Genomic DNA, 21,094 nt, shown 5'->3' with positions numbered 1-21,094 from the left:
GGCCGCCCTGTCACATACGCGTCTTGCTTATTTCTTCTTGCCGCCGCCGATGCGGCTTTCCGTGCCTTGCACCAGGCGCGTGATGTTGGCGCGGTGGCGGTAGAACAACAGCACGCCGATGATTGCCAGCGCGACGCCCATGGGCGGCTGCGCATACCAGGCCAGGCCCGAGCCGAACACGTAGTACACGGGGGCGAAAAAGGCTGCCACCAGGGATGCCAGCGACGAATAGCGGAAGAACACCGCGACGATGAGCCAGGTGGCGGCGGTGGCGACCGCCAGCCAGGGCTGGATCGCCACCAGCACGCCCAGGGCAGTGGCCACGCCCTTGCCGCCCTTGAAGCGCAGGAATATCGGGTACAGATGCCCCAGGAAGGCGGCCAGCGCCACCAGCGCCAGCGCGATCGGGGAGATCCCGGGCGCCAGTTTTTCGGCCAGCCAGATCGCGAACCATCCCTTGGCGGCGTCGCCCAGCAGCGTCAGCGCGGCGGCGGTCTTGTTCCCGGTGCGCAGCACGTTGGTGGCGCCCGGGTTCTTGGAGCCGTAGCTGCGGGGGTCCTGCAGGCCCATGAGCTTGCTGACGACCACGGCGAACGGCACGGAGCCGATCAAGTAGGCCAGCAGGATGAGCGCAGCGCTGAAGACCAGGGAGGGGTCGTTTATCGCCATGAAAGGGGTCCGTTGTTGTTGTGTTGTTACCGTAATGGCTGCGGATTCTACCGCGCCCGGGGCCGGGTCCGGCTACGGGTTATCGAGCGGGATGCCGGCGCCCGTCTGCCAGCAGATCGCACGGATGGCGGCCGCGGACGGTACAATCCGACGCGTTCACCCGCGTTTTATTTTCTTTCGGATGCACAATGCGAATTCTGGTTTCGAACGATGATGGTTACTCCGCCCCCGGGCTCGAGGCGCTGGTTGACGCGCTGCAGGGCCTGGGCGATCTCACCGTCGTCGCGCCCGAGACCAACCATAGCGGCGCGTCCAATTCGCTGACGCTGAACCGGCCGCTGTCGGTGCGCACCGCCTCCAACGGCTACATCGCCGTCAATGGCACCCCCTCCGACTGCGTGCACGTGGCCCTCACCGGTCTTATGGATACCCGGCCCGACCTGGTCGTGTCCGGCATCAACAACGGCGCCAACATGGGCGACGACACCCTCTATTCGGGCACCGTGGCCGCCGCCAGCGAAGGCTATCTGTTCGGCATTCCCGCCATCGCGTTCTCGCTGGCCGAGAAGGGCTGGGCGCACATCGATTCCGCCGCGCGCGCCGCGCGCCTGGTGGTCGAGCGCCACCTGGCCCAACCGCTGGCCGCGCCGGTGCTGCTGAACGTCAACATTCCCAGCCGCCGCTTCGAAGACATGCACGGCTTCGCGGTCACGCGCCTGGGCAAGCGCCATCCCTCGCAGCCGGTGGTGCGCACGACCACGCCGTATGGCGATACCGTCTACTGGATCGGGCCCGTGGGCATGGCGGCCGACGCCACGCCGGGCACGGACTTCCATGCCGTCGAGCAGGGCACCGTGTCGGTCACGCCGCTGCGCCTGGACCTGACCCAGCACAGCCAGCTCGACGAGATCCGGACCTGGGCGGAGCCGCTATGCGCAAACGCGTAAGCCAACCGGATGTGAGCCAGCCCGTGTCCGGGCGCACCGGCCCGGTGCGCTACGACTCGGGCCGACTCAGTCCGGGCGTCACGCCCGCCAACAGCAATACGCGCATTTCCGCGGCCACGCTGCAACGCCAGACGCAGGCGCCGACGCCAGCTTCCGGCAGCAACCTGGGCCTGAACTCCGACCGCCTGCGCCAGGCCATGGTGGAACGCCTGCGGGCGCAGGGCATTACCGACGAACGCGTGCTCAACGCCATGGGCGCCGTGCCGCGCCATCTGTTCGTCGACGAGGCGCTGGCCAGCCGCGCCTACGAAGACGCGGCGCTGCCCATCGGCCATTCGCAAACCATTTCGCAACCCTGGGTGGTGGCGCGCATGATCGCCGCTGCCTGCGACGACCGCACGCCCACCCGCGTGCTGGAAGTCGGCGCGGGTTGCGGCTACCAGGCAGCGGTGCTCGCGCAGTTCGTGCGCGAGGTCCACACCATCGAACGTATCCGCGGACTGTATGAGTTGGCGCGCGAGCATCTGCGCGCCTTGCGGCTCACCACGAGGATCCGTTTGATCTACGGCGACGGCATGCTGGGCCTGCCCGGCGTGGCGCCGTTCGATGCTATCGTTGTGGCTGCCGCTGGCCTTGCCATCCCGCAGGCGCTGCTGTCTCAGCTCGCGCCGGGTGGCCGCCTGATCGCTCCTGAAGGGGGCGCCAACCAGCGCCTGGTTCTCATCGAACGCACAGGCGCGGCCAGCTGGAAACGCACCGAATTAGAGGCCGTGCGCTTTGTGCCGCTACGGGCCGGAATACAATCTTGAGCAAACAGGAGAAACGTATGCTCAACGGGCAGTTGCAACTGACCGATATCACCCTGGGCGCGTCCATGACGCGCCTGCGCCGCCCGCTCTTCATCGCGGGGGCTCTCAGCCTGTCCATTCTGGCGGGCTGCGCTTCGAAAGGTACTCGCGCCCCGGTGGTCGACATGACCGGCGGGCAACCCGCGCCGGCGACCCAACCCGGCGGCAGCTATGTAGTGAAGCCGGGCGACACGCTGTACAAGATCGCCCGCGCCAACAATGTGGACATCGAGAACGTCAAGCGCTGGAATAACCTCAGCGACCCCAACCAGATCTCGGTCGGTCAGGTCCTGAAGATGTCCGGCGGCGCCAGCGGCGGGGCGCAGACCGCGCCGGTCGCAGGCACCAAGCCGCAGCCGCGTCCGCTGGACCAGCCGGAAACCCTGCCGCCGCCCACTACCGAGACCACCACCCCGCCGCCCACGGCGCCGGTCGAAACCAAGCCCGCCACGCGCGCGGCCGATGCGGCCGTCATCAATTGGGCCTGGCCTGCCAGCGGGCAGATCGTGCAGGGCTTCAACAACAGCAGCAAGGGCATCGACATCGCCGGCGCCTTGGGCGATCCCATCACCGCCGCGGCGGACGGCCTGGTCAAGTACAGCGGCAACGGCGTGCGCGGCCTGGGCAACCTGATCATCGTCGAACACCAGAACGGCTTCATCACCGCTTACGCGCATAACCGCGCGGTGCTGGTGAAGACAGGCCAGACGGTCAAGCGCGGCGCCAAGATCGCTGAACTCGGCCAGAGCGACACCACCTCGCCGCGCCTGCATTTCGAGATCCGCCGCCAAGGCCAGCCGGTGGACCCCATGCAGTACCTGCCTGCCAAATGACGCCCACCCTGGTATTCGACCTGGAAACCATCCCCGATGCGGACGGGCTGCGCAAGCTCAATGGCTGGGGACCCGAGGTGCCTGACCAGGAAGTGGTCGAGCGCGCGCTGACCGCGCGGCGCGAGGCCGTGGGCCATGATTTCCTGCCGTTGCATCTGCACAAGGTGGCGGTGGTGGGCTGCGTCTTTCGCGATGACCAGGGTTTTCGCGTCAAGACCCTGGGCCAGCCCGACGATCCCGAAGCCGCCTTGCTGGCGGGCTTCTTCAAGACCATCGAGCGCTACACGCCCAAGCTGGTGAGCTGGAACGGTTCGGGCTTCGACCTGCCGGTGCTGCATTACCGCAGCCTGATCCAGGGCGTGCCCGCGCCGCGCTACTGGGACATGGGCGAGGAAGACCGCGATTTCAAGTTCAACAACTACATCTCGCGCTACCACTCCCGCCACCTGGACCTGATGGACCTGCTGGCCAAGTACAACGGCCGCGCCAACGCGCCGCTGGACGATCTGGCCAAGCTTTGCGGCTTTCCCGGCAAGCTGGGCATGGATGGCAGCAAGGTGTGGGAGGCCTGGAGCCAGGGTCGCGCCGACGAGGTGCGGGCCTATTGCGAAACCGACGTGGTCAACACCTGGCTGGTGTATTGCCGGTTCCGCTTCCTGCGCGGCGAACTCGACCGCACGTCCTACGAGGCCGAAATTGCGCTGGTGCGCGACACCCTCAGCGCCAGCGACGCACCGCACTGGAAGGAATACATGGCGGCCTGGGACGCCAGCTGAACGCCTGAGCGGCCGGAAGATCCGTCTTCCGGCAAGCAAGGATGGAACGGGGTCCGCGCGGCCCCGTTCTTGCGTCTGAAGCCTGCGCAATCGACTGAAACATTGCTTGCGCGGACGAAACCTGGATGAAACCGGGGCAATCGCACAATGGCCTCGCTTTCTTCACTTTCAGGAGACCTACATGTCCCGATTCGCTATCCGCTCCAATTTGGCCGCTCTTGCATTTGTCGCCGCGACGGGCGGCATGGTGGCCGGCTCCGCCATGGCTGCGCCTCCTCCTCCCGCTGACGGCGGTCCCGCCGCCATGCACGATGGCCAGCGCGGCGGCTTCCACAAAGGCATGCGCGACGGCCTCTTCGTTCCCGGCCTGGGTCCCGTGACCAAGGCGCAGGTCGCCGAGCTGAAGCTGGACGACAAACAGCAGGCCTTGTTCAAGACCGCCCAGGACGGCCAACGCAGCCTGCACGAAGCCATGCGCGCCTCCGGCGGCAAGCGCCACGACCTGTTGAAGGCGCAACTGGACAGCGGCAAGCTGGATCCCCGCGCACTGGTTGAACAGTCCGAAAAATCGCGTGAAGCCTTCGGTCCCCAGGCCAAGCAGGTGCGCGACCAATGGCTCGCCGTGTGGGACAGCCTGAACGACACGCAGCGCGGCCAGGTGACCAAGTTCGTCAAGGAGCGCCAGGACCGCATGCAGGAGCGCCACGCCCGCATGGAAGGGCGCCATGGCAAGGGCAGGGCTGAAGCGCCCGCGGCCGCCGCACCGGCCAAGCCCGCCGCCAACTAAACGTCGCGGCCGGCCTTCCTGGCCGGCCCGGTCGTACTACCCCGGACACGCAGTCGCGTGCCGGGGTTTTTCATTTGCGGACACTGCCTGTGGCATGCCCGCCAGCGGCGCCGAACCATGCGGGCGAGGACTCCCCGTTTTGACGCATGAATGCCTGCGCACAGACCTGCGTCTGCACTGTCCTGGTGCGCGGCAGGCGGCGCCGCGGCGCATGCGCGCCGCAATCAGCTTGCGCCGGACCTGGCACGGACATTGCTTGGTGAAGTGGGAACCGGTACGAAATGTTGCCCAGCCGGTCCTGTGGATGCGCTACGGCCATCCCCCCACTCGACAAATCCGATCAGGACTCCGCACCATGAAGAAGACGTTGCTAGCCGTGCCCCTTGCGTTCGCCGCTTGTTTCGCCGCGGCGGCACAGGCCGAACCCACCGATCTGGGCGGCGGATTTTCGCTCAGCGGCAACGCCGCCATCGTCAGCGACTACCGTTTTCGCGGCTACTCGCAGACCGACTTCCGGCCCGCCGTGCAGCTGGGCTTCGACCTGACCCACAGTTCCGGCTTTTATCTGGGCAACTGGAACTCCAACGTCTCGGACTTCGTTTTCACCGACGGCAACCTGGAGATGGATTTCTACGGCGGCTGGAAGGGCGACGTAGGCGGCGGCTTCACGCTGGACGCGGGCGTGCTGCACTACTACTACCCGGGCTCCAGCTCGCCGAAGGGTGGCAACTACAACAACACCGACCTCTACCTGGGCGCGTCCTATGGCAACTACAGCCTCAAGTACTCCTATACGCCCAGCGACTTCTTCAGCACGCCCGACAGCAAGGGCACCTGGTACCTGGACGGCACGGCCAACTTCGACCTGGGCGACGGCTGGGGCCTGGTCGGCCACCTGGGCTACCAGAAGCTCAAGAACCAGACCAATATGGATGGCGACTCCATCGGCCATTACGTCGATTACAAGGTCGGCGTGACCAAGGACCTGAAGGGCTGGATCCTGGGCCTGGCGGCCGTGGGCGCGACCAAGGACAACTGGCTGCCCACGAAGTACGGCCATCCCTCGGGGCGCCTGGGCGCGGTGTTCTCGGTGGCGCGTTCCTTCTGACCTTTATCCGTGGCGGCGCCTGACAGCGCCGGCGTTGGGCTTGCCGTGGGACAGCTGTTGGCGCGCTGTCTACGGCAAGCCTTTTTTTGCCGGACAAGATAAAAAATATACTGTGGGAGTCGAATCAGAACCTCAGGCGTTCCAATGATAGAAACACGCCTATTGCGGCAATTCATCGCGGTGGCCGAAACCCTGCACTTCAACCGCGCCGCGCAGCGCCTGCACATGGCGCAACCGCCGCTGAGCCAGGCCATCCGGCGGCTGGAGGCCGAGATAGGCGCAACGCTGTTCGAGCGCACCAACCGCAGCGTCGCGCTGACGCCCGCAGGCGCGGCGTTCCTCGAGACGGCCCGGCGCATCCTGGACGGGCTGGATGAAGGCGTGGCGCGCACCCGGCGGGTGGCGCAGGGCATGGACGGGCATTTGACGATGACCTTCATCAACATCGCGCCCTATGCCTCGTTGCTGCGGGCCTTGCGTGATTTCCGGCTGACGTGCCCCGCAGTAGCGTTCACCCTGCGCGAAGGCACGACGCGAGAGCAGGTCGAGGCCCTGGAGAACGGGACTGCGGATATCGGATTCCTGCGCACGCCGGGCGGCAGCACGCCGGATCTGCGCTTTCAAGCCCTGCTGCGCGAACCCCTCTGCGTGGCCCTTCCGGCAGGCCATCCCCTGGCCTACCAGCCTTCGATCGAACTCGCCAAACTCAAGGATGAAGCGTTTGTCGCGTCGCCCAGAAGCTTGGGGCAGGGCCTGCACGACCAGCTGATCCAGCTATGCCAGACCGCGGGCTTCCGGCCCATGGTGGCGCAGGAGGCGCGTCAACTGCAGACACTGATTGCACTGGTGGCCGCGGGCTTCGGTATCGCTCTGCTGCCAGGATCGCTGGCCGCGCAACGGCGCGACGACGTCGTCTTTCGCGCCATCGAGAGCGACGCGCCCATGGCGCTGACGCATCTGGACCTGTTGATGGCCTGGAATCCGGAGCGGGCGTCGCCCGCCCGCGACCGTCTGGTCTGCACCATGCAGCAGGCCTTTTCAGACGTTGAAAGTCTTATTTTTTAATAAATAAGATATTTTACGAACCCGCGACACATCCCTAAGCTCAGTCCCAGGATCCGGCCGAGCGCCTCACAGCGCCTCGCGGTTTGCGCCGGACCTTTCCATTTGAGTCCGGGATCGCCATGCCTGTCGCCGTCTACGTCTTTTCCATATGCACTTTTGCATTCGGTCTTTCCGAATTTGTCGCGGCCGGCCTGATATCGGCCATGGCCGCAAGCCTTGGCGCCAGCATCGAGGCGGCGGGCGCCTCAATCGCGGTCTACGCCTTGGGGGCAGCCATAGGCGCACCGCTGGTGACCGCGCTGCTCGCGCCCTGGACGGACCGCCGCATCCTGGCGCTAGCCATGGCCGTGCTGGCCGCGGGCAGCGTGCTGATGAGCCTGTCGCCCACTTTGCCGGTCTTGCTGGGCGTGCGTTTTCTGGTGGGACTGGCGCACGGGGTGTTCATGGCGGTGGCTTCGGATGCGGCCGCCAGGCTGGTGCCGGCGCCGCGGGCCGGGCGGGCGCTGTCGGTGGTGTGGATCGGCCTGACGTTGGCCTTGGCGCTGGGGGTGCCGTTAGGCACATTCCTGGGCAGCATCTGGTCGTGGCGTGCCATTTTCGCCGGTGTGGGCGCGTTGGCGCTGGCCGGCGTCATCGGCCTGCTGCGCTTCATGCCGGTGCGCGGGCCGGGCAAGCCGCAGGCGGGCGTGCGGGCTGGCTTGAAGGCGCTGGCGCATCCGCGCATGCTGGCGACGGCCGGAGTGGGCGCCTTGGTCAGTGTGGCGACGTTCAGTTTCTTCACCTTCATCTCTCCCTATCTGCTACAGGTCACGCGGGCGGATGTGCGGTGGCTCAGCGCGGCTATGCTGCTGTTCGGCCTGTGCTCGATTGCTGGCAATCTGTTGGGCGGCTATCTGGCTGACGCGATGGACGGGGATCGCGCCGCGCTGTATGCGCTCGCGGGGTTGACCGTCAACCTGCTGGGACTATATCTGTTGCGGGGTTCCGGGCTGGCGGTGGTGGCGCTGGCCGGCGCGCTGGGCATGGTGTTCTTCTGCATCGTCACCTTGCTGACGCTCCGGCTGCTGAAGCTGGCGCAGCGCCATGTGCCCGAGTCCACGGCGGTAGCGGCCGGCCTGAACATCGCTTCCTTCAATCTTGGAACCGCGGTGGGCGGCGGGCTGGGCAGCCTGGCCATCGTCCATGCCGGCCTGGCGTGGCTGCCGCTCGTGGGAGCGGTTGCCGCCGTGGCGGCCATGGCCGCGCTGCGCTTGCAGCGGCCGCGCACGCAGGCTCGGGATATCGCCCGACAGCCCAGGGGCTAGGGCCGTCAGCGGCGCGTTCCGGCCCCGCTACCGCCATTTCCAGGATTGGCCCCAGTCCTTCTACAATAGCGGGTTGCGTGTAAATCTTCTGGACTGCGTGAGATGTCTGACGTTTTGAGTATTGAGTCCCTGGACCTGGAAGCCAGGGGTATCGCCCGCCGCGACGGGAAGGTCGTCTTCGTGGAAGGCGCCTTGCCGGGCGAACGGGTTACCACGGTCACGTTGCGCCGCAAGCCGTCCTACGAGATTGCGCGCGTGGACGAGGTGCTGCGGCCTTCGTCGCAGCGGGTGGCGCCACGCTGCCCGCACTTCGGCGTCTGTGGCGGCTGTGCCATGCAGCACCTGGAGCCCAGCACGCAAGTGGCCATCAAGCAGCGTTCGCTGGAAGACACCTTCTGGCACGTCGGCAAGCTGCGCCCGGCGCGCATCCTGGCGCCGCTGCAAGGCCCGACTTGGGGCTACCGCTACCGCGCCCGCTTGTCGGTGCGCGTGGTGCCGAAGAAGGGCGGGGTGCTGGTCGGCTTCCATGAACGCAAGAGCAGCTACGTGGCCGACATGCGTGAATGCCATGTGCTGCCGCGCCACGTCAGCGACTTGCTGATCCCCTTGCGCGAAATGATCGGCTCCATGTCGGCGCCGGACCGCATGCCGCAGATCGAAGTGTCGCTGGGCGAGGGCGTGACCGCCCTGGTCCTGCGCCATCTGTTGCCGCTGACCGACGGCGACATCGCCATCCTGCGCGCCTTCGCCGCCAAGCACAACGTGCAGTGGTGGCTGCAGTCCAAGGGTCCGGAAACCGTGCATCCGCTGGAGCGCGAGCATGGCGACACGCTGGCCTACACCATGCCGGAGTTCGGCCTGCGCATGCCGTACCGGCCCACCGATTTCACGCAGGTCAACCACGCCATCAACCGCGCCATGGTCTCGCGCGCGCTGAAGCTGCTGGAAGTGCAGACTACCGACCGCGTGGCCGATCTGTTCTGCGGCCTGGGCAACTTCACGCTGCCGCTGGCGACGCAGGGCAGGGAAGCCGTGGGCGTGGAAGGCAGCAAGGCGCTGACCGACCGCGCTTTCGACGCGGCATCGCGCCATGGCCTGGGCGATCGCACCAGCTTCGCCACCCTGAACCTGTTCGAGGTGGACGTGGACTGGCTGCGCGGGCTGGGTTACTTCGACCGCATGCTGATCGATCCGCCGCGCGAAGGCGCGCATGCGGTGGCGCAGGCCCTGTCGCTGCTGGAGGCGCACGAGCGTCCCGTGCGCATTGTCTACGTGTCCTGTAACCCGGCCACGCTGGCGCGCGATGCGGCCATCATGGTGCATGAAGGCGGTTATCTGTTGAAGAGCGCGGGCGTGATCAACATGTTCCCGCACACGGGCCATGTGGAGTCCATCGCGGTGTTCGAATCGCTGGACGCCGAAGGCATCCAGGTCGTGCGGGAACGCGCCCGCCAGCGCGCCATCCAGGCCGCGGCGGAAGCTGCCGCCGCGGAAGAGGCCAAGGCCGCGGCCGCCGCCGAGAAGGCGGCCGCCAAGCAGGCCGCCACCGACGCCTATCACGCCAAGGTCGCGGCCGAAGCGCAGGACTGACGCCGCAGCAGGAAGGGCCTGGGCCGCTTCAGTGCTTGCAGCCCAGGCCTTCCAGTATCGGGCAGTCCGGCCGCTCATTGCCCTGGCAGTGCTCGGCCAGATGCTTCAAGGTGGCCGCCATGTCGCGCAACGCCTCGGCCTTGCGTTCCAGTTCCTGCACGTGTTCCAGCGCGATGCGCTTGACGTCGGCGCTGGCGCGGCTGCGGTCTTTCCACAGCGCCAGCAGCTCATTCATCTGTTCCACCGAAAAGCCCAGGTCGCGCGCGCGGCGCACGAAGTGCAGCGTATGCAGATCGTGGTCGCTATACACGCGGTAGCCAGAATCCGTGCGCCCGGCGGGGCTGATGAGGCCGATGCTTTCGTAGTAGCGGATCATCTTGGCGGAAATGCCGGAACTCTTGGATGCCTCTCCGATATTCATTGCTCTGCTCCTGTGTAGCCTGACTCCGATTCTACGCTTGACCTTGCCATGATAGGAAGGTTTAAGCTGTTTTCCATGGTGGACGAAACAATGTCCATCACCCTTGAATCCTATGGAGATAACTATGAGCATCGAGTTCCAAGTGGCTGACATGACCTGCGGCCATTGCGCCAAGACCATCACGGCCGCGGTGAACCAGGCCGCGCCGGGCGCAACGGTCGCGATCGACCTGCCGACGCACCGCGTGACGGTGACCGGCGCCGATGACGCCGACAAGATCGAAGACGCGATCCGCGACGCCGGCTACGAGCCTCTGCCGGTGTAATTCCTCCAGGCTCGAGGCCGGGCTATGATAGGTCCGGTCTCGCATCAGTTATTACTTCATTGCTAAAACCTATCGATCTATTGAATTTATTAAATTTGAATAATTGATAGCAAGGATTTATCATTCTTTCCATGGTGGTTAATCAAACAACCCCGCTACCCCAAGGAGAGATTTGAATGCTGCAAAACCGCGAAGGCCAACGTGTTCCGAACGTAACGTTCCCGGTCCGTGAGGACAACACCTGGAAGAAGGTCACGTCCGACGACCTGTTCAAGAACAAGACCGTCGTGGTCTTTTCGCTGCCCGGCGCTTTCACGCCGACCTGCTCGTCGACCCACCTGCCGCGCTACAACGAACTGGCTCCCGCGTTTTTCGCCGCCGGCGTGGACAGCATCGTCTGCGTCTCGGTCAATGACACCTTCGTCATGAACGAATGGGCCAAGGACCAGGAATCGGCCAACATCACGCTGCTGCCCGACGGCAACGGCGCCTTCACCGAAGGCATGGGCATGCTGGTCGACAAGAGCGACCTGGGCTTCGGCAAGCGCAGCTGGCGCTATTCCATGCTGGTCAAGGACGGCGTGGTCCAGAAGATGTTCATCGAGCCGGAAAAGGAAGGCGACCCGTTTGAAGTGTCGGACGCCGACACCATGCTGGCTCACTTCGCTCCGTCGGCCAAGAAGCCCGACCAGGTGGTCGTGTTCTCCAAGCCGGGCTGCCCGTTCTGCGTGGAAGCCAAGGCGCTGCTGGATGCCAAGGGCTACGCTCCGATCGAGATCCCGCTGGAAAACAAGGTCCGCGGTCGTGTGATCGGCGCCGTCTCCGGTAAGGGCACCGCTCCGCAGGTGTTCATCAACGGCGCGCTGATCGGCGGCCTGGAAGACCTGAAGGCGCACTTCGCCTAAGCGTCTGCAACCTGCCCCGTTCCTGGGTTCGCCCCAGGGGCCGGGCAGGGCGGAGGGGCGGTTCGCCGCCCGCCGCAACCCTCGCCAGTTTCCCTTTTTACGCACCTTTGCGCGCGGCCCCTGGCGGGCACTGCGGGACGGCCTACGTCCTGAGGGTGCGCAACAAGGCGGAACCTGCCTTCCTGAATTCCTGCTCCACGCCACATCGGGGGATCCCCAGTCATGAAAACTCTGCATACCGATATCGCCGTCATCGGCGCCGGCACGGCCGGCCTGGCCGCCTATCGCGCCGCCCGCGCCGCGGGCCAGCGCGCGCTGCTGATTGAAGGCGGTCCCTACGGCACCACCTGCGCCCGCGTCGGCTGCATGCCGTCCAAGCTGCTGATCGCCGCTGCCGAAGCGGCTCACAGCGCCGCGCATACCGAGCCCTTCGGCGTGCACGTTGGGGGCGAGATCACGGTGGACGGGGTCGAGGTGATGGACCGCGTCAAGCGCGAGCGCGACCGTTTCGTGGGCTTTGTGCTGGAAGGCGTGGAAAGCATCCCCGCCGAAGACAAGTTGCGCGGCTATGCGCGCTTCGTGTCGGACACGGTGCTGCAGGTGGACGAGCACACGGAAGTGCGCGCGTCCCGCGTGGTGATCGCGACCGGCTCGCGCCCGGCGGTGCCGCCGCCGTTCCGCGCGCTGGGCGACCGGCTGGTGCTGAACGACGACGTGTTCGCCTGGGATGATCTGCCGGGACGCGTGGCCGTGTTCGGTCCAGGCGTGATCGGGCTGGAACTGGGCCAGGCGCTGGCGCGCCTGGGCGTGGAAGTGCGCGTGTTCGGCGTCAGCGGCAGCCTGGCCGGCATCAGCGATCCGCAGGTGCGCAACACCGCCCGCAAGATCTTCCAGCGCGAGTTCTATCTGGATCCGGACGCCCGCGTGCTCGAGACGACTCGCGTCGGCGATGAAGTGGAAGTCCGCTATGTGGCGCTGGACAATACCGAACGCACCGAACGCTTCGACTATGCGCTGGTGGCCACCGGCCGCCGCGCCAACGTGGACGGGCTGGGGCTGGAAAACACCTCGCTGCAACTGGACAAGCATGGCGTGCCGCTGTTTGACCGCGCAACCATGCAGGCGGGCGACGCGCCCATCTTCATCGCCGGCGACGCCAATGCCGACGCGCCGCTGTTGCACGAAGCGGCCGACGAAGGCCGCATCGCTGGCGAGAACGCCGCCCGCTATCCGGAAGTGCGCCAGGGCCTGCGCCGCGCGCCGCTGGCCGTGGTGTTCTCGGACCCGCAGATCGCCATGGCGGGCCAGGGGCATGCGCGGCTGGTGCCGGGTACCTTCGTGACCGGCGAGGTGGACTTCAGTGACCAGGGCCGTTCGCGCGTCATGCTGAAGAACCGCGGCATGCTGCACGTCTACGCCGATATCGAGACGGGCCGTTTCCTGGGCGCCGAAATGGTCGGCCCCAGCGCCGAGCACATCGGCCACCTGCTGGCCTGGGCGGTGCAGCAGGAACTGACCGTGGCGCGCATGCTGGAGATGCCGTTCTATCACCCCGTGATCGAAGAGGGCCTGCGCACCGCGCTGCGCGACGCGGCGGCCAAGCTGGCCCGGGCGCAAGAGGCGCTGCGCCGTGAAGAGCCGGAAAGCGAAGCAGCCTGAGCGCCGCAATAGCGATTGCGCGACCCGGCAGTAAAAAGGCCACGAGTGAATTCGTGGCCTTTTTTTCGCGTGCTGCGCGGAATCAGTCGTCCGACTGCTTCTTCGGCACCGGGAACGGATTCTCGCGGAATTGCAGCGTGAAGCCGGCCCGCTCATCCTGGCCCAGCGTGCGCGCGAGATAAGGCATGGCCTGCTTCAGGGCGTCATGCAGCGTCCAGGGCGGGTTGATCAGGAACATGCCGCTGCCGTGCAGGCCGTAGCCGTCGATGGTGGCCTTCTTGACGGTCAGGGTGGCGTGCAGCCAGCTCTTGACCTTCAGGTTTTCCAGGTGGCGCGCCATTTCGCTGGCCTCGCGGCGTTGCACCAGCGGGTACCAGACGGCGTAGGTGCCGGTGGCGAAGCGCTTGATGCATTCCTTGATGGTGACGAACGTGCGGCGGTAGTCGTTCTTGTCCTCGTACGAGGGATCGATCAGCACCATGCCGCGGCGCGTGGGCGGCGGCAGCAGGGCCTTGACGCCTTCGAAACCGTCGTCGCCGTAGATGGTGGTCTGGCGCTGCGCGGCGCGGCCCTGGTGTTCCAGGTTGGCGACCAGCGTGTCGATTTCGGTCGGGTGCATCTCGAACAGGCGCAGCCGGTCCGACGGGCGCAGCGCGTCCAGCGCCAGCCACGGCGAGCCGGGATAGCGCCGCAGGCGGCCGTTGGTGTTGTAGGCGCGGATCCGGGCGACATAGTCCGCCAGGATAGGCGGCAGGTCTTCGGCTTCCCACAGGCGGCCGATGCCGTCGGCGAACTCTGAAGTCTTGGCCGCCCAGTCGCTGTCCAGGCTGTAGAGCCCGGCGCCTGCGTGGGTGTCGACGACCCAGTAGGGCGCGTCCTTTTTATTGAAGTAATCCAGCGTGTGGATCAGGATGGCGTGCTTAAGCACGTCGGCGTGGTTGCCGGCGTGGAAGGCGTGGCGGTAACTGAACACGGGCGTTCTGCCTCAGGCGGCGGGCCGGATCGCGGCCAGCTCGTCGGTGAAAATGCCGTCTATGCCCCAGTCGAGCAGCAGCCGCGCGCGCTCGGGGTCGTTGACGGTCCAGGCCGCGATGCGGTAGCCGGCGGCGTGCACGGCGTCGATCAGCTCGCGGGTTGCGTCTTTCTGGTTGATGTTCAAGGCCACGCAGTCATATTTGACCAGGCGCTCGCGCCAGTCGGCGGGGACCTTTTCCACCAGCAAGGCGCGCGGCAGTTCGGGGGCGGCTTCCCTTGCGGCCTGCAGCGCCTCTTCGGCGAACGAGGACAACAGCGGTGGTTCGGCTGCGCCTTGCCACAGCTGGCGCGTGGCCAGCGCCACGGCGCGGCCGGTTTCGGCTTCGCGGCCCGGGCAGGGCTTGATCTCGACGTTGCTGGCGATGCCGTTGGCCACCGTATAGCGGGCGACGGCGGCGAAGGTCGGCAGCGGCTCGCCGGCGTAGGCGGCCGAATGCCAGCTGCCGAAGTCCAGCTGGGCCAGCTCCGAGTAGGTCTTGGCGGCGGCCGGACCCTGGCCGTTGGAGGTCCGGTCCACGTTGTCGTCGTGCATCAGCACCAGCACGTTGTCGCTGCTCAGCTTGACGTCGTATTCGAACATCTTGAAGCCGTGCTCGGCGCCCACGCGCATGGCGGCCAGGGTGTTCTCCGGGGCCAGACGGCCGCCGCCGCGGTGCGCGATGTAACGGGAGTAGGGCCAGGAGGGGAGTTTTGCGCTCATTTAGGTGTTGCTTCGGGTTCTTTTGTACAGGGTTGCAAGGATACTCCTTCTGCACGCTGGATCCCGACCCGCCGCGGCGCGCGCGGACGCCGCGGCCTGCCCATGGGCCTACTTCATGGGCGCCTTGTCCTGCGATACGTCCATGATCATCCGCGCCGCCAGGTACAGGCGCGGCACGATGCTGTTGATCTGGATGTACTCGGCGTCGTTGGAGTGCGCGCCGAAACCGCTCAGGCCCATGCCTTCGATCACCGGGCCGCGCGCCTTCAGGGCGGCGAACGCCGCATCGGTGCCGCCGCCGCTGGCGCGATCCACGACTTTCATCGGCAGGTCCAGTTCCTTGTAGATCTGTACGCCGTGCTGGGCCAGGGCGCGCGAGGCCGGGGTGGCTTCCAGCGGCGGGCGGCGCACCTCGAATTTCACGCTGACCTTGGATTCGGGCAGCAGTTTCTTCTGTATGCGCTCTTCCAGCGTGCGCGACAGCGCGTCGAAGTCAGAGACGCGCAATGCGCGGGCGTCGGCCTGGGCGGTGGCCTGGCCCGGGATGACGTTGCGGTTGGTGCCGGCCTGGGCCACGGTCCAGTTCAGCTTCAGTCCTTCCTCGGGCTTGGACAGCTTGTCCAGTTGCAGCAGCTGGTGCGCCAGTTCATAGAGCGCATTGACGCCGCCTTCCGGGCGCGCGCCGGCATGCGAGGTTTTGCCCTGCACGGTCAGGTAGGCCGCGCCGATGCCGCTGGTGGCCAGCGTCAGGCGCGCCTCGGCGCCGCCGCCCTCAAATGAGAACACCGCGTCCTGATCGGCGCCCAGGCGGGTGATGGTGCTGCGCGCGCCGGGCGAGCTGATTTCCTCGTCGCCGTTGATCAGCACGGTAATGGTGCCGTAGTCCTCGAAACCCAGCTTCTGCAGCAGGGTCAGGGTATGGATGATGGCGGCGACGCCATGCTTGTCGTCGGCAATGCCCAGGCCGTAGGCCTTGTCGCCGTCGACGCGGAAGGGCTGGTCCTTGAGCATGCCGTTGCGGTAGACGGTGTCCATGTGGGCGATCAGCATGATCTTCTTCTGGCCCCGGCCCTTGAACTCGGCATGGACCATGGGGCCGACCTTCTCCGGCGTGTCGTCCAGGCGGAAGACGTCGGTGGGCTGGATGATCTCCACCGTGCCGCCCAGCGCCTTGAGCCGGTCCCGGATCAGTACGGCAATGCGCTCCACGCCCTCGACGTCCTTGCTGCCCGACTCGATGCCGACCAGGTCGCGCATGGTGTCCAGCATGGCTTGCTGCTGGGCTTGGGCGGCTTGGTGGACGGCGGCGACGGGCGCGGCCAGCGCGGCGGGGGCGCCGCTTATGAAGGCCAGGGCGATGCAGGTGCGCAGGAGTGGCAGGCGGGGAGATGGGAACGGCATCAGTGTGTACCTCTGAGCGTGCGTGGAGGGGGCCGCGTCCTTGGAGGCGCGGCGTCGGGGTAGTGGGGACTTACCCTGACAGGCCACGATACGGGGGCCACAAGGGCCTGGAAATGGTGGTTCCCCGGGTTGACTCGGTCCCCGGTTCCGTGCCGCCGGAGCCAGGGGACAGCCCCGGACGCCATTCGGAAGAATCCTAGCCTGCGCGGCGAATGAGAAATGCTAAAATCCGCCCGCTGATCCGGTATTGACCGGTATGGGAATAGGGCGAATCGACTTCGCCTTTTTTTATGCGTTTTCTTGCGGCTTCGGGCGTCTGCCTGGAGTGCGGCAACAGGGATTCCATGTTCGAATTTATTCGCAGCCATCGGCGCTGGATGCAGTTCATCCTGCTGCTTCTGATTGTGCCGTCCTTCTTCCTGGTCGGTATTCAAGGCTATGACAGCTTCATGCGCGCCGAGCCTGAACTGGCCACGGTCAATGGTCAGCCCGTTACGCGGGCCGAATTCGACCAGGCGCACCGCAACCAGCTGGAGCAGTTCCGCCAGCGCCTCGGCGCCCAGTTCGACCCGGCCGTGATCGACACGCCGGCGTTGCGCGAAGGCCTGCTCAATCAGCTGATCAATCAGCGCCTGCTGGCCAACGTCGCCGTCGACAACCGTTTCTCGGTGTCGGACGAAACGCTACGCAACACCATCGCCGCGATTCCGGAAGTTCAGGACAATGGCCGCTTCTCGCCCGAGCGCTACCGCCAGGTGCTGGCCGCGCAAGGCATGTCGCCGACTTCGTTCGAAGCCGGCCTGCGCCGCGACCTGGCGGTCGCGCGCGTGCTGGAGCCCGTCGGCCAGTCGGCCCGCGCGCCCGGCGAGGTCGTGGCGTCGCTGGAAACGGCATTGACGCAGCAGCGCACGGTGCAGTTGCGCCGCTTCGCCGCCGCCGATTTCCGCTCGCAGGTCAGCGCCACCCCGGCCGACATCCAGGCCTGGTACGACGCCAACAAGCAGCAGCTGCAGATTCCCGAACAGGTCCAGGTCCAGTACCTGGTGCTGGACGAGGCCGCCGCCACGCAAGGCGTGCAGGTCAAGGACGAGGACCTGGCCTCCTACTACGAGCAGAACAAGAACCGCTTCGGCCAGCCCGAACGCCGCCGCGCCAGCCACATCATGATCAACCTGGCCCCCGGCGCCTCGGAAGACGCCCGCAAGGCCGCCCGCGCCAAGGCCGAGGATCTGGCCAAGCAGGCCGCCGCCGATCCGGCGCAGTTCGCCGAACTGGCGCGCAAGAACTCGCAGGACGCGGGTTCGGCCGCCAATGGCGGCGATCTGGGCTGGCTGGCTCCGGGCATGCTGACCGGCCCGCTGGAAAAGGCCATTTTCGGCCAGGCCAAGGACCAGGTGTCCGGCGTGATCGAAACCCCGTCCGGCCTGCACGTCGTCAAGGTCACCGAGATCCAGCCCGCCGCCATCAAGCCGCTGGCCGAGGTCAAGGACCAGATCACCGCTGAAGTCCGCAAGCAGCTCGCCGCCGTGCGCTTCTCGGAAATGGCCAGCCAGCTGAACAAGCAGGTCTACGACCAGCGCGACAGCCTGCAGCCCGCCGCCGACACCGTCGGCCTGAAGCTGCGTACCGCCTCCGGCGTGACCCGCGAAGGCCTGCTGCCTGCCGACAAGGCCGGCCCGGGTTCGGCTGCCGCCAGCCCCGACGCCGCGCTGCTGGACAACCCGCGCGTGCGCCAGGTGCTGTTCTCGCCCGACGTGCTGCGTGAAAAGCAGAACTCCGGCGTGATCGAGCTGTCGCCCGATACCATGCTGGCCCTGCGCGTCGCCGCGGTCGAGCCGGCCCATGTGCCGCCGCTGGACAAGGTGTCGGAGATCATCCGCGCCAAGCTGCTCGACGAGCGCTCGGCCGAAGCCGCCAAGAAGGCCGGCGAGGCCGCGCTGGCCGCCGACCAGGCCAACCCCGCCGCCACGCCTGAAGGCTTTGGCGCCCCGGTAATCGTGTCGCGCCAGGATCCCAAGGATCTGCCGCGCCCGGTGCTGGATGCCGTCATGCGTCTGCCCGCCACCACGCTGCCGGCCTACGCCGGCGTGCAATCGGGTGCGGACTACACGCTGGCACGCCTGGAGAAGGTCGAGGCCGGCACGGTCGATCCGGCCGACAAGGAACGCCTGGCGCAGCAGTTGTCGGGCGCCTGGGGCCAGGCCGAGAACGAAGCCTTGGTGCGCATGCTGCGCGAAGAATACAAGGTGCAGGTGCTGCCCGCCGCCGCCGCGGTCATCCGCGGCGAGCAGCCGGCAGCCGGCTGATCAGCCCGGAATCAGTTCAACAGTGGCCGCAGCGTCGGCCACACGTTGTCCAGCAAAAGAGGCTGGGCATCCTCGTTCGGATGGATGCCGTCGGCCTGGAACATCGCCCGGTTCGTTGCGATACCTTCCATTAGGAAGGGCACGAGCCGGGCGTTTTCGTCTTTGGCGACCGTGGGGAACACCTGGGCGAATCGCTGGGTGTAGTCCCGGCCGTAATTGGGCGGGATCTGCATGCCGACGATCAGGACTTCGGCGTCGGCCTTGCGGGCGGTCTGGGCCATGGTGCGCAGGTTCTGCTCGGTCATGTTCAGGGGCAGGCCGCGCAGGGCGTCGTTCGAGCCCAGCTCCAGCACTACCACCGCCGGCGCATGCTGGCGCAGCAGGGCAGGCAGGCGGGCCACGCCGCCGCTGGTCGTGTCGCCGCTGATGCTGGCGTTGACGACCTGGTACTTGGGGTATTGTTCCGCTACGCGGGCCGAGAGCAGCGGCACCCAGCCGGTGCCGCGCTTGATGCCGTATTCGGCCGACAGGCTGTCGCCCAGGACCAATACGGTGCGCGGGGCGGAACCCTGGGCCGCGGATGCGGTCTGAGCGTGGGCGGGTGCCATGATGGCGGTCGCCACGGCGGTCATGAGTAGCAGACGGGAAAATAGGCGCATGGATAACAAGAATTCGATCGAGGTGAAAGGGCTGGGCAAGCAGGTGGCCGATGCCGGCGGCACGCTCTCCATCCTGGAAGGTATTGATTTTACGGTCGAGGCGGGCAGCGCCGTGGCCATTACCGGCAGTTCGGGTTCGGGCAAGTCGACTCTGTTGGGACTGCTGGCGGGCCTGGATGTTCCCAGCGCGGGCAGCGTGCGCCTGGCGGGACAGGATTTGTTCTCGCTGGACGAGGACGGCCGCGCGCGCCTGCGCGCCAATCATGTGGGATTCGTGTTCCAGTCGTTCCAGCTGCTGCCCAACCTGACGGCGCTGGAAAACGTGATGCTGCCGCTGGAACTGGCCGGGCAATCCGCCCGCGACGCGGCGCAGGCCATGCTGGAGCGGGTGGGGCTAGGCAAGCGCCTGCATCATTACCCGCGCACCCTGTCGGGCGGCGAACAGCAACGCGTGTCGCTGGCGCGCGCCTTCGTGGTGCAGCCGGATTTGCTGTTCGCGGATGAACCCACCGGCAGCCTGGACGCCGCCACGGGCGTGACGGTCATCGACCTGATGTTCGACCTGCACCGGGAACACGGCACCACGCTGGTGCTGGTGACCCATGATCCGCAGCTGGCGGCCCGTTGCGGGCGCCAGTTGGTGCTGGCTGCGGGGCGGATGGTCAACGGCGCCTGAGGCGCCGGGTCCACCGCCGGACCGCCCCGAAGTGGGCCGGCCCCCTCGGGGTGCAGTTAGCCCCCAAGGGGTGCGGCTTGGGGCCTGCCTATTTGGATTTGGCGACCGCCTGGTTCCAGGCCGCTACCACCGCCTCATACTCCTTCGCCGCCGCATCCTGGCTGACCGGGAAGATCTTGATGGTCTTCAGTTCAGGCAAGGTGGTCAGGCTGGCCACGGCCACGTCGGTGCGGGTCGGGCGGCGGAAGTTCTTCACCAGCTGGGCTTCCTGCGATTCCTTGCTCAAGAGGCCGTCGTACAGCGCCTTCGCGGCGTCCATGTTCTTCGCGCCCTTGATGATGAACATGCCTTCAGGCGCCAGGTAGCTGCCCTCGGTCGGGTAGACCAGCTTGATCTCCTTCTGGCCGCCGGCCACGTATTCCTGCGCGGCGTATTCCAGCGTCATGCCGACGGCATACTCGCCCGCGGCCACGCCCTTGTAGGTGGTGCCCGACGAGGCCGTGACCACCGCGTTGGCCGCGATCTTGTCCAGGCCTTCCTGGCCGAACTGCTTGAAGAGGCCGTACACCAGCATGTAGGCCGTGCCGCTCTTGGACGGATCGGTGATGGCGAACTTGTTCTTCCACTGCGGCTGCATCAGGTCGGACCAGGTGGCCGGGGCCGGCAGGCCCTTGAGCTGGCGTTCGTTGACCATCATCACCATGACGTGCACGTTGGTGCCGACCCACAGGTCGTCCGGACCGCGGAACTCGGTGGGGATCTTGTCCAGGTCGGCCGGGCGGTAAGGCTGCAGGTGCTGGCGGTAGGCGCCCAGCGTGCCGAAGCCGCCGCTCCAGAACAGGTCGCCGCGCGGGTTCTGCGCTTCCGCCTCGATGCGTTTCATCATCGTGCCGGTGCCGCCGGTGACGGGCTGCACGTTCAATTTCGGCGACTTCTGCTTCACCGCGTCCAGGGCGGTTTCGATCGTCTCCGTGTTGTTGGACGAATAGAGCACGACGTTCTGGGCCTGCGCGGCGCCGGTGGCCAGGGCGGCGGCCAGGACGCTGTACTGAAGTAGGTGCTTGAGTTGCATGGTTAGCC

Annotated in this window: 21 protein-coding genes; 14 read left to right on the top strand and 7 right to left on the bottom strand. The window is 66.6% G+C overall.

What is annotated here, in order from left to right; translation table 11 throughout:
• Positions 1-27: 27 nt before the first annotated feature.
• The gene (gene plsY, locus IPU70_RS04250; protein ID WP_013394051.1) at positions 28-669 is read right to left on the bottom strand and encodes a glycerol-3-phosphate 1-O-acyltransferase PlsY; all 642 of its coding nucleotides are present in this window, start codon (positions 667-669) and stop codon (positions 28-30) included.
• A 188-nt stretch (positions 670-857) separates the two neighbouring features.
• Here plsY and surE point away from each other — a divergent pair, with 188 nt between their 5' ends.
• The 9 genes from surE to rlmD all read left to right on the top strand — a co-directional run bounded on the left by surE (position 858) and on the right by rlmD (position 9,927).
• Positions 858-1,616: a 5'/3'-nucleotidase SurE gene (gene surE, locus IPU70_RS04245; protein ID WP_013394050.1), complete on the top strand. Its 759-nt coding sequence runs from the start codon at positions 858-860 to the stop codon at positions 1,614-1,616.
• Positions 1,601-2,425, top strand: coding sequence for a protein-L-isoaspartate(D-aspartate) O-methyltransferase (locus tag IPU70_RS04240; protein WP_013394049.1), 825 nt, complete (start codon positions 1,601-1,603; stop codon positions 2,423-2,425). Before surE ends, IPU70_RS04240 begins: the two co-directional genes overlap by 16 nt.
• 17 nt (positions 2,426-2,442) lie before the next feature.
• Complete coding sequence (locus tag IPU70_RS04235; RefSeq protein WP_013394048.1) at positions 2,443-3,297, top strand: peptidoglycan DD-metalloendopeptidase family protein; 855 nt, start codon at positions 2,443-2,445, stop codon at positions 3,295-3,297.
• On the top strand, positions 3,294-4,073 hold the full coding sequence (locus IPU70_RS04230; RefSeq protein WP_207465186.1) for a 3'-5' exonuclease: 780 nt from the start codon (positions 3,294-3,296) through the stop codon (positions 4,071-4,073). Before IPU70_RS04235 ends, IPU70_RS04230 begins: the two co-directional genes overlap by 4 nt.
• Before the next feature lie 181 nt (positions 4,074-4,254).
• Entirely contained in the window at positions 4,255-4,860 is a 606-nt protein-coding gene (locus IPU70_RS04225) for a hypothetical protein (RefSeq protein ID WP_207465184.1), read from the top strand.
• A 355-nt stretch (positions 4,861-5,215) separates the two neighbouring features.
• Positions 5,216-5,968: a TorF family putative porin gene (locus tag IPU70_RS04220; RefSeq protein WP_207465182.1), complete on the top strand. Its 753-nt coding sequence runs from the start codon at positions 5,216-5,218 to the stop codon at positions 5,966-5,968.
• Between the two features lie 144 nt (positions 5,969-6,112).
• Positions 6,113-7,033 carry a LysR substrate-binding domain-containing protein gene (locus IPU70_RS04215; RefSeq protein WP_207465180.1) on the top strand — a complete coding sequence of 307 codons (921 nt, stop codon included), beginning with the start codon at positions 6,113-6,115 and terminating at the stop codon, positions 7,031-7,033.
• 119 nt (positions 7,034-7,152) lie between these two features.
• A complete protein-coding gene (locus IPU70_RS04210) occupies positions 7,153-8,337 on the top strand; it encodes an MFS transporter (protein ID WP_207465178.1) in 1,185 nt (394 codons plus the stop codon).
• Between the two features lie 102 nt (positions 8,338-8,439).
• Positions 8,440-9,927: a 23S rRNA (uracil(1939)-C(5))-methyltransferase RlmD gene (gene rlmD / locus IPU70_RS04205; RefSeq protein ID WP_207465176.1), complete on the top strand. Its 1,488-nt coding sequence runs from the start codon at positions 8,440-8,442 to the stop codon at positions 9,925-9,927.
• Positions 9,928-9,955: 28 nt separating this feature from the next.
• On the opposite strand, the gene cueR is transcribed toward rlmD, so the two are convergent.
• Entirely contained in the window at positions 9,956-10,348 is a 393-nt protein-coding gene (cueR, locus tag IPU70_RS04200) for a Cu(I)-responsive transcriptional regulator (RefSeq protein ID WP_173148154.1), read from the bottom strand.
• A gap of 124 nt (positions 10,349-10,472) precedes the next feature.
• Here cueR and IPU70_RS04195 point away from each other — a divergent pair, with 124 nt between their 5' ends.
• From IPU70_RS04195 to IPU70_RS04185, 3 genes are all read left to right on the top strand, one after another.
• A complete protein-coding gene (locus IPU70_RS04195) occupies positions 10,473-10,673 on the top strand; it encodes a heavy-metal-associated domain-containing protein (RefSeq protein WP_207465174.1) in 201 nt (66 codons plus the stop codon).
• A gap of 176 nt (positions 10,674-10,849) precedes the next feature.
• Positions 10,850-11,578 (top strand): glutathione peroxidase, encoded by a 729-nt coding sequence (locus IPU70_RS04190; RefSeq protein WP_207465172.1) that lies wholly within the window; start codon positions 10,850-10,852, stop codon positions 11,576-11,578.
• Between the two features lie 222 nt (positions 11,579-11,800).
• A complete protein-coding gene (locus IPU70_RS04185) occupies positions 11,801-13,237 on the top strand; it encodes a dihydrolipoyl dehydrogenase (RefSeq protein WP_207465170.1) in 1,437 nt (478 codons plus the stop codon).
• Positions 13,238-13,319: 82 nt separating this feature from the next.
• Here IPU70_RS04185 and IPU70_RS04180 read toward each other — a convergent pair whose 3' ends face one another.
• The 3 genes from IPU70_RS04180 to IPU70_RS04170 all read right to left on the bottom strand — a co-directional run bounded on the left by IPU70_RS04180 (position 13,320) and on the right by IPU70_RS04170 (position 16,373).
• Entirely contained in the window at positions 13,320-14,210 is an 891-nt protein-coding gene (locus tag IPU70_RS04180) for a 23S rRNA (adenine(2030)-N(6))-methyltransferase RlmJ (RefSeq protein WP_013394037.1), read from the bottom strand.
• Between the two features lie 12 nt (positions 14,211-14,222).
• Entirely contained in the window at positions 14,223-14,972 is a 750-nt protein-coding gene (gene ugpQ, locus IPU70_RS04175; protein ID WP_207465167.1) for a glycerophosphodiester phosphodiesterase, read from the bottom strand.
• A 108-nt stretch (positions 14,973-15,080) separates the two neighbouring features.
• Positions 15,081-16,373: a M20/M25/M40 family metallo-hydrolase gene (locus IPU70_RS04170; protein WP_207465165.1), complete on the bottom strand. Its 1,293-nt coding sequence runs from the start codon at positions 16,371-16,373 to the stop codon at positions 15,081-15,083.
• Between the two features lie 344 nt (positions 16,374-16,717).
• Here IPU70_RS04170 and IPU70_RS04165 point away from each other — a divergent pair, with 344 nt between their 5' ends.
• Entirely contained in the window at positions 16,718-18,679 is a 1,962-nt protein-coding gene (locus IPU70_RS04165; protein ID WP_207465163.1) for a SurA N-terminal domain-containing protein, read from the top strand.
• 11 nt (positions 18,680-18,690) lie between these two features.
• Here the strand turns inward: IPU70_RS04165 and IPU70_RS04160 are convergent, their stop codons facing one another.
• On the bottom strand, positions 18,691-19,338 hold the full coding sequence (locus IPU70_RS04160) for an arylesterase (protein WP_207465161.1): 648 nt from the start codon (positions 19,336-19,338) through the stop codon (positions 18,691-18,693).
• On the opposite strand from IPU70_RS04160, the gene IPU70_RS04155 reads away from it, so the two are divergent.
• Positions 19,337-20,014 (top strand): ABC transporter ATP-binding protein, encoded by a 678-nt coding sequence (locus IPU70_RS04155; protein ID WP_054454006.1) that lies wholly within the window; start codon positions 19,337-19,339, stop codon positions 20,012-20,014. The two genes, IPU70_RS04160 and IPU70_RS04155, sit on opposite strands and share 2 nt — an antisense overlap.
• Before the next feature lie 88 nt (positions 20,015-20,102).
• Here IPU70_RS04155 and IPU70_RS04150 read toward each other — a convergent pair whose 3' ends face one another.
• The gene (locus tag IPU70_RS04150; RefSeq protein ID WP_207465159.1) at positions 20,103-21,086 is read right to left on the bottom strand and encodes an ABC transporter substrate-binding protein; all 984 of its coding nucleotides are present in this window, start codon (positions 21,084-21,086) and stop codon (positions 20,103-20,105) included.
• Between the last annotated feature and the right edge of the window lie 8 nt (positions 21,087-21,094).

This window comes from Achromobacter sp. SD115, from assembly GCF_017355315.1.
Lineage (GTDB): Bacteria > Pseudomonadota > Gammaproteobacteria > Burkholderiales > Burkholderiaceae_B > Achromobacter > Achromobacter xylosoxidans_B.
This window is presented reverse-complemented; position numbering and strand designations above follow the sequence as displayed.